The sequence below is a fragment of the Phyllobacterium sp. P5_D12 genome (genome assembly GCF_054049495.1).
The window spans coordinates 1-1,926 of the sequence record NZ_JBFUMG010000716.1; the positions used below are offsets into that span (position 1 = coordinate 1).

Annotated in this window: 2 protein-coding genes; one reads left to right on the top strand and one right to left on the bottom strand. The window is 56.0% G+C overall.

The features are described from left to right. Positions 1–171: 171 nt before the first annotated feature. Positions 172–1,221 carry an adenylate/guanylate cyclase domain-containing protein gene (locus ACXJ5O_RS25620; RefSeq protein ID WP_457302364.1) on the bottom strand — a complete coding sequence of 350 codons (1,050 nt, stop codon included), beginning with the start codon at positions 1,219–1,221 and terminating at the stop codon, positions 172–174. A gap of 206 nt (positions 1,222–1,427) precedes the next feature. Between ACXJ5O_RS25620 and ACXJ5O_RS25625 the strand changes: the two genes are divergently transcribed. Beyond that, on the top strand, positions 1,428–1,926 hold a 499-nt coding region (locus tag ACXJ5O_RS25625; RefSeq protein ID WP_457302365.1), incomplete at its 3' end, for an ABC transporter ATP-binding protein.

The window sequence follows — 1,926 nt, forward strand, 5'->3', positions numbered from 1 at the left end:
GACCTGCACATCGCTGTGCAAAGACACTCTCCCGCAAATTGACAGGGCCCTTGATTCTACAATCGAAGACCCTCGACGAAGGAGACCATATCGCACCGCACAAGCGCTGTCACCGCCCAATCCGCTGATTTGACGCTTTGTGGACAGAAATTGTCGAGGGCAGGATATACATTACGCACTCCGGGCCACCAGCTTTAGCGCAGGTTCCTTCTCCCGTGTCAGCGCCATGACGCCGAGCGACTGTCCCCTGCCCTTCAGCGCATGCTGGCCGAGATATTCAGCTTTGATGTCGCCGGAAAATTCCAGGCGTTTCGCCAGATCGCTCGAAATCAATATCGGCACACCGAGTGTACGGCTCAGGCCTTCCAGACGTGCTGTCGTATTCACGGTATCGCCAAAATAAGCGATCTTGTGGTGATCCACTCCGACCTCCGCGGTGACAATGGGCCCGCCATGCAGAGCTATGCGCAGACGCGGTACTCGACCGAATTTCTGCAGCCATTTGTCGGCGTCGGCCTCGATCGCGTCGACGATCGCGAACGCACACTTCACGCAATTATCTTGTCTCAGTCCGCGCGCCATCGGCCAGGTTATAATCGCCGCATCACCGACATAATCGTCAATGGTGCCTCGATACTGTCGCACGGGTTTGGCAATAGCCGTAAACAATGCACTGAGAAACTGTTGCGCGCGTAGGTCCCCGAATTCCTCGGCAAAAGACGTAGATCCGACAAGATCGATGAACAGGAACACTCGCTCTTCTTCGATGGGTTTGCGGTACCGGCCAAGAAGCAGACTGGCGAAGACGTCTCGGCCGAGCAGTTCGCGGACGCGGGTGACAAAACTGAGAATCAGCGATACCCCGATTGTGTAAAGCAAGATATCCGCCGGCAAAATGACGGCTTCCCGCCAAGTTATAGCCTTCAGACGCCCCAGGGACCAAAGCAGACCACCGCAGGCCGCGAAAGCCACGCTGACCATCAAATAGAAAACGAGAAGGGAGAAAATAATATAGGCCGGGGTCGAAAGAGATGTGACCCAGGCGTTCAGACGCGGCAGCAGAAGTCCCCGCTCAAAGGCAATGACCGGAACACAGACAAACAGGGCAAAAACGGCGCCAATCAGCGACCAGTCATCATAGAATATCGCGCCATAAATCACGCCGCTTACGGCGATAGCGCACAAAACGAATATCCAGAAGCCGAAGGAATATCTGTTCATGATACCAGCATTGTGAACATTGAAGCTTTCCGAATAATTATTGCACGGTATTTCTGTCTGTCATTCGTCCGGCGAGACGGCAGATTTCAGGCAGCTGCCTGCGACACTTTGACAGAAAACGCCCGCATTGCTATCTATCCGCCCCGCCGCTGCCCATCTTGCCGCTGACTCATAGTCGGCCAACTGCAAATTGAAGGACCGTGACGATGCCCGATACCGCCCAACCGCCGAAAGGTACCGCCATCGAGGCGCGGGGCCTCAGCAAATATTTTGGCGATGTCCGTGCTGTCGATGGTATTGATCTTGATGTGCCGCGCGGCATGATATTCGGCATTCTAGGCCCGAATGGTGCGGGCAAGACAACCTTGCTGCGTATGCTGGCGACRTTGCTTCCCCCCGATGCCGGTTCGGCAAAGGTACTGGGTTTTGATCTCAAGCAGTCTCCGCACGAGATACGCGGTTCCATCGCCATGACCGGGCAGTTTGCCTCGCTTGACGAAGATCTGACGGGACGTGAAAACCTGATCCTGCTAGCGCGGCTGTGGGGATTTCGCGGTCAAGCCGCAAAGCAGCGGGCAGACGATCTTCTCACCGCCTTCGATCTTGCAGATGCCTCCGCCAAACAGGTCAAGGATTATTCCGGCGGCATGCGGCGCCGGCTGGATATCGCAGCCTCGCTCGTGGTTACGCCGGGCGTCTTGTTCC

Excerpts from the sequence above, each read along its gene's own strand:
- ACXJ5O_RS25620 (WP_457302364.1), bottom strand. The coding sequence starts at position 1,221 with ATGAACAGATATTCCTTCGGCTTCTGGATATTCGTTTTGTGCGCTATC.